Source organism: Sunxiuqinia sp. A32, from assembly GCF_052690465.1.
Map to the genome: position 1 here is coordinate 59,053 of NZ_JBQYLI010000026.1, position 6,778 is coordinate 65,830.

At 39.9% G+C, this 6,778-nt stretch carries 4 protein-coding genes; 1 reads left to right on the top strand and 3 read right to left on the bottom strand.

The genetic code is table 11. The features are described 5' to 3' along the window. Nucleotides 1-39: 39 nt before the first annotated feature. From scpA to mutA, 3 genes are read right to left on the bottom strand one after another with little or no spacing between them, the layout of a single operon-like run. Entirely contained in the window at nucleotides 40-2,193 is a 2,154-nt protein-coding gene (scpA, locus tag ACUNWD_RS19470) for a methylmalonyl-CoA mutase (RefSeq protein ID WP_445589535.1), read from the bottom strand. Nucleotides 2,194-2,246: 53 nt separating this feature from the next. Then, a complete protein-coding gene (locus tag ACUNWD_RS19475) occupies nucleotides 2,247-2,594 on the bottom strand; it encodes a four helix bundle protein (RefSeq protein ID WP_445589536.1) in 348 nt (115 codons plus the stop codon). A gap of 45 nt (nucleotides 2,595-2,639) precedes the next feature. Beyond that, complete coding sequence (gene mutA / locus ACUNWD_RS19480; RefSeq protein WP_445589537.1) at nucleotides 2,640-4,520, bottom strand: methylmalonyl-CoA mutase small subunit; 1,881 nt, start codon at nucleotides 4,518-4,520, stop codon at nucleotides 2,640-2,642. A 401-nt stretch (nucleotides 4,521-4,921) separates the two neighbouring features. On the opposite strand from mutA, the gene ACUNWD_RS19485 reads away from it, so the two are divergent. Beyond that, on the top strand, nucleotides 4,922-6,670 hold the full coding sequence (locus ACUNWD_RS19485) for a fasciclin domain-containing protein (RefSeq protein ID WP_445589538.1): 1,749 nt from the start codon (nucleotides 4,922-4,924) through the stop codon (nucleotides 6,668-6,670). The last annotated feature ends 108 nt before the right edge of the window (nucleotides 6,671-6,778 follow it).

Consider the following 6,778-nt stretch of genomic DNA (forward strand, 5'->3'; position numbering starts at 1 on the left):
CTATCTATTGTCTTACGACTAATTACTTTCTAATTACGGCTATTCGTCGTGCGCTGAGATCAAAACCTCAAGGATTTTCTTACCTGCAGCTGATACGCTGGTACCAGGACCGAAGATGGCAACAACACCTGCATCGTACAAATAGTTGTAATCCTGAGCTGGAATAACACCACCGGCGATCACCATGATGTCTTCACGACCCAGTTTCTTCAATTCGTCGATAACAGCTGGAACCAATGTTTTGTGACCTGCAGCCAATGAAGAAACACCCATCACGTGCACATCGTTTTCAACAGCCTGTTTGGCAGCTTCTTCCGGAGTTTGGAACAATGGTCCCATATCCACGTCGAAACCAAGGTCGGCATAACCGGTTGCTACTACTTTTGCACCACGGTCGTGACCATCTTGCCCCATTTTGGCAATCATGATACGTGGCTGACGGCCTTCCAACTCTGCAAATTTCTTTGCCAAATCCTGAGCTTCCTGGAAAGTTTTGTCTTGTTTGCTTTCTGATGAATACACGCCTGAAATAGTTCTAATTACTGCTTTATAACGTCCTGCAACTTTTTCACAGGCATCTGAAATTTCACCTAATGATGCACGTTTCTGTGCAGCTTTTATAGAGAGATCAAGTAAGTTACCTTCACCTGTTTCAGCACATTTGGTAATGGCAGACAATGCTTGCTTTACTTCTTCTTCATTACGCTCGGCACGCAATTTTTTCAAACGCTCAATCTGAGACAAGCGAACCTCTGCATTATCAATTTCCAAGATATCAATTGGATCTTCTTTTTCCAAACGATATTTGTTCACACCAACAATGGTTTGAGCACCACTATCGATACGTCCCTGAGCACGTGCAGCAGCTTCTTCAATACGCATTTTTGGAACACCAGTTTCAATTGCTTTGGCCATACCACCAAGCTTTTCAACTTCCTCAATCAATGCCCATGCTTTGGTATATAAGTCTTTGGTCAATGATTCTACATAGTACGAACCTGCCCACGGATCAGCTCCGCGGCAAATTTCAGTTTCTTGTTGAATATACAACTGGGTGTTACGCGCAATACGTGCAGAAAAATCTGTTGGCAAGGCAATTGCCTCATCCAAAGCGTTTGTATGCAACGACTGCGTGTGTCCTAATGCCGAAGCCATCGCTTCAATTGCAGTACGTCCAACGTTGTTGAAAGGATCTTGTTCAGTCAATGACCAACCGGAAGTTTGCGAGTGCGTACGCAAAGCCATTGATTTTGGGTTCTTCGGATTGAATTGCTTCACCAATTTTGCCCAAATCATACGTGCAGCACGCATTTTTGCAATCTCCATGAAGTGGTTCATACCAATTGCCCAGAAGAAAGACAAACGTGGCGCAAAAGCATCAATATCAATTCCAGCATCAATACCCGTACGGATATAATCCAAACCATCTGCCAAAGTATATGCCATTTCAATATCGGCAGTTGCACCTGCTTCCTGCATGTGATAACCAGAGATTGAAATTGAGTTGAATTTAGGCATGTACTGCGATGTGAATTCGAAAATATCAGCGATCGCTTTCATCGAGAATTTTGGTGGGTAAATGTATGTGTTACGCACCATGAATTCCTTCAAAATATCATTTTGAATAGTACCTGCCAACTGATCCATGGTTGCACCTTGCTCCAAAGCTGTTACAATATAGAAAGCCATTACCGGAAGCACAGCTCCGTTCATGGTCATTGAAACAGACATTTTATCCAATGGAATTTGGTCGAACAAGATCTTCATATCCAGGATCGAGTCGATAGCAACCCCGGCTTTACCCACATCACCAACAACACGTGGGTGATCAGAGTCGTAACCACGGTGAGTTGCCAGGTCAAAAGCTACAGAAAGACCTTTCTGTCCGGCAGCAAGGTTACGGCGGTAAAATGCATTTGACTCTTCAGCAGTAGAGAACCCAGCATACTGGCGGATTGTCCATGGTCGCATAGCGTACATAGCTGAATATGGTCCACGAAGGAATGGTGGCAAACCGGCAGCATAATTCAAATGCTCCATGCCCTCCAAGTCGTCCTTTGTGTAAACTGGTTTCACCGGAATCTGCTCCGGAGTCACCCAGTCTTTCTCAATTTTATTTTGAGCAGCCCATTCGCTTGCACTTGCCTTTGCCTGAGCTTCTTTAATGTTTATATTTTTAAAATTCGGTTTCATATTTTTAAGATATTAGATTCAAGATTCTAGAACCAAGACAAGAAATCTTGATACTACAAATTCATCTTGAATGAATAAATCATTTTTTGAATCTCTTGTAATAAAACTTGTATTTCCTGTAATTTAACTTCAGCTAAATATTTAATATCAGAAGCAAGAATCAATTGAGTCTCTAATTCAAAGGCAGAACCCAAGGCAATGTCTAAAAATCTAGCAAACTCTATATTTGTAGAACGTCCTGAACCTTCTGCAATATTTGAAGGAATAGAATAAGCACATCTTAATACTTGAGACACAAGTCCGAATCTTTCTTCAGCAGGAAAATCTCTTGTTAATAGAAATACTTCTTTTACAAGTATTCTGGATTTTTGCCATATTTTCAAATTCTTAAAGTTGTGCATCAAAATCTTGATTCTTTGTTCTTGGTTCTTAAATCTAAACTCTTGTTATTTTATTCCCAATTTAGCTTGATATCCCTTCAGATCTTCCAGCAAATTACTTTTCACGTGAATGAAATTCTCAATGCCTTTAGCTTTTAATTCATCAGTGCAAGCAGGAGCGCCGGCAACCACGAAAATGGCATCATCTTTTACCAAGTTATAAGCAGCAGGAGCCAGTTCTGCATATTCATCATCAGAGCTACAGATTACCACGATATCAGCACCAGCCTCTCTTGCTGCAGCGTTACCTTCTTCAACAGTCGCAAATCCGTTGTTATCTTTAACATCGTAACCAGCAACTGCAAAGAAATTACATGCAAACTGCGCACGCGCCTTGCGAAAATTCAAGTTTCCAATAGTTAACATGAACGCCAATGGACGTTTGTTGTCTTTTGAATATTTATCAGTAGCAACACGGATCGTTTCGAAAGCCTGAGCTCCACGATAAGGTTTGAGGGTTTCTATTTCAGCATCCTCAGCAGTTAAATCAGTTGCGTTAAGAGCTTCATCTGCAAGCTCAACTTTATCTAAACGCTCAGTAAAATTAGGAAACTGGTTAATACCCAATAGGTTTTCACGGCGAGTTGCAATATTCATATCGCGCTTGGTCGCCATTTCCTTCACCTTAGCTTGGATAAAACCTTCTTTAGCAGCGGCTAAGAAACCACCTTTATCCTGAATCTCAAGGAACAACTTCCAAGCCTCGTCAGCAATAGAAGCTGTAAGTTCTTCAATATAATATGAACCGGCTCCCGGATCAACAATCTTATCAAAATGTGATTCTTCCTTCAACAATAATTGTTGGTTGCGTGCAATACGATCAGAAAAGGTCGTCGGATCTTCGTAAATCGCATTGAATGGAAGCACAGTGATTGAATCGGCACCACCCAAAGCAGCACTCATCGCTTCAGTTTGTGTACGAAGCATGTTCACATAAGGATCGTAGAATGTTTTATTCCAACTTCCGGTTTCTGCATGCACTTTCATTTTACAACCACATTCGCATTTTGGTTCGTAAGCTTTTACTATTTGAGCCCACAACATCCGTCCTGCACGTAATTTAGCAATCTCCATAAAGTAGTTTGCACTAACGCTTAGGTTGAATTTCATGTTCTTAGCAACATCCTCAACTGCAACTCCGGCATCTGTCAGAGTTGATAGGTATTCAGCACCCTGAGCCAATGAAAAGGCCAATTCCTGGGAAACTGAAGCACCTGCATTACCAAAGTTTTTGCCATTAACGGCTAAAACACGGTATTTTGGGATCTCAGCTGATTTTTTAATTAGGTTTTGAGCTTGTTCCAGTACATGGTCAACACCTTTTTTGAAACGTCCATAAAGCAAATAACTGCCAAATGGATCGTAGGAAATAGAAGCAACAATATTCTTAGCCTCCCAATTGCCAGCCAACACATACTCAGTAAATGCTTCAGCAACTTTACAAGTGCAGCATTTGGCTTCAAAGTTTACTTCTACAGATTCCAGGCAAATGTCCTTCAACAAAACACCCAGATCATCAACTGTAACTTCAGTGCATTCTTTAAAAACAAAACCCAAGGAAGTCACACCTTTCATTAATACTTCCAGTGCTTTCTTATTGGCTTCTGCCAAATCTTTTACGACGATATTCTGACGAACCAACCAATCGTTATTGTTCGTTTTTGTACCACGTACGTATGGAAACTCTCCTGGAAGAGTATCCAGGTAATCCAATTTTTCCAAGTCTTCCTGTCTGTAAAAAGGCTGAACGGAAAAACCTTCATTTGTCCTCCAAACCAGCTTTCGGTCAAAGTCGGCACCTTTCAAATCGGCAACCACTTTTTCTTTCCATGCCTCAGAACTGACAGGAGGAAACTCATTAAATAGTTTGATATATTTTTCTGCCATAATGTAACTGTTAAGAAAATCAGGCTGCAAAATTAGTTCTTTTTACAAAGGAGTATTCAAAAAACTTCAAGTTTTTAACCTTTAGGTAACAAATATCAGGATTTGATTTTCAGGCATTTACATATACAACAATTTACATACTTCGAATTGGAATTATTCTCAACAAAGAATCAATTATCATAATTATCACACAAATAGTCATACATGCAGAACAAAAACACCGATCATTGTTATCCAAATAAAATAAATTATTTTTTTTAACATTTTTTAACAAAGGCTTTATAGCCCTTTATTTGCAGCTCTACTGTGTGTTATTAATTATTTTTGTTTATTTATTGTTATTATTATTTAAACATTTTGGAGACTTAATCCTTTATGATGTTGAAACAAAATTTAAAGTCATGAAAACAATTAAACTTTCAATTCTATCAATCTTATTCACCAGCTTCATTTTCATATCATGTAATGACGAAGATGAAATGGTAGACATGCCAACAGAGAACAACATTGTTGAAACTGCTCAAATGGCCGGTAGTTTTAACACATTGATCCAGGCAGCGACACAAGCAGGTCTCGCAAATTTCCTGAGTACCGAATCACAAATCACTGTTTTCGCGCCTACAGATGCTGCTTTTAGCAACTTACTTGACGACCTGGGAGTTTCAAGTTTGACTGAGATCGACAACAATACATTAGCATCGATTTTAACTTATCATGTTATTGACGGAGAATTGTATTCAAACAATTTGCCCAGCGGTTCAGTAAGTACTTTAAATGAAAAAGGGCCGAGCGAAAGCGCACTCTCAGTTTTGGTTAACACAGACTCTGGCGTAAAAATCAACAATTCAACGGTAACCAGCGCTGATATTTCAGCGAGCAACGGAGTAATCCACGTTATCGATGAAGTACTTATTCCCCCAACAGTCGTAGACATAGCCATGACGGGTGAATTCAACCACCTGGTATCTGCAGTGGTAAAAGCAGAACTTGTTGAAACACTGAGCGGAACCGGACCATTCACTGTTTTCGCACCAACAGATGAAGCATTTGAGATGCTTTTTGCTCAACTGGGAGTAAGTGGAGTTGATGATGTTTCCAAAGAAGATCTTCAAACCATTCTTACTTATCATGTTGTTCCCGCAAATGTACAGTCTGGAGATTTGTCTGCAGGAGATGTAGAAACCGTGAACTCAGAATCAATATCCATCAGTCTGGATGGAGGAGTTAAAATTAATGGAATGGCAAATGTAGTTGCCGCTGATATTCAAGGCATCAATGGAGTCGTTCATGTTATCGACAAAGTTCTCCTACCTGCAAGCATGCAATCTAATACAATTGTAGATGTAGCGATGTCAAACGCTGACTTCTCTATTCTGGTTGAAGCACTAACAAAAGCCGAGCTGGTTGAAGCAGTTGCTGATCCAGATGCAATGCTGACCGTTTTCGCACCAACCAATACCGCCTTTGAACAATTGCTTTCAGATCTTGGAGCAGCTTCTTTAGATGATTTCTCAAAAGAAGAACTAGCACAGATCCTATTATACCATGTTATGGGGAGCAAGGTAATGTCTTCTGATATTTCAGCCGGATATTTTCCAACATTAGCGTCTTACAGCAACAACAATCTGTCTGTTCTTATTGGAACCGAAAGTTCAGTTAGTCTCAACAATGCAGCAACGGTAACGACTCCGGATTTAGAAGCAGATAATGGTGTTATTCACGTAATAGACAAAGTAATTCTGCCTCCAACCGTAGTTAATATTGCCATAGACAATCCAACTTTCTCAATTTTAGTGGAAGCAGTTGTCAAAGCCGAATTAATAGAAACTCTAAGCGGAGATGGTGCGTTCACCGTTTTTGCACCAACAAATGACGCTTTTGAGGCGCTATTCAATGACCTCGGTGTAAGCGGAATTGCAGAATTAACCAAAGAAGATTTAGTCCCAATCTTAACTTACCATGTTATTTCTGGTAACGTATTAGCTGCAGATGTAACAACTGGCATGGTTCCCACTTTAAACGAAGGAAATTCAATTGACATTGTTGTAGATAACGGTGTAACTATTGATGGAACTTCCAATGTCATTGCCACAAATGTGCAAGGTAAAAATGGCGTTGTACATGTTATCGATAAAGTACTTATTCCATAGTTTTAAATACAATAATCATACGCCATGTAACGTGAAGAGGCTGTCTCAAAAGAGATGGCCTCTTTTTATTTTCAGCGAAGAGTGGGAAAAAGATTGAAAGTTATCAAT

Bases quoted from the DNA above. Each gene is read 5' to 3' on its own strand.
- ACUNWD_RS19485 (WP_445589538.1), top strand. From the start codon at position 4,922: ATGAAAACAATTAAACTTTCAATTCTATCAATCTTATTCACCAGCTTC.
- scpA (WP_445589535.1), bottom strand. From the start codon at position 2,193: ATGAAACCGAATTTTAAAAATATAAACATTAAAGAAGCTCAGGCAAAG.
- mutA (WP_445589537.1), bottom strand. From the start codon at position 4,520: ATGGCAGAAAAATATATCAAACTATTTAATGAGTTTCCTCCTGTCAGT.
- ACUNWD_RS19475 (WP_445589536.1), bottom strand. From the start codon at position 2,594: ATGCACAACTTTAAGAATTTGAAAATATGGCAAAAATCCAGAATACTT.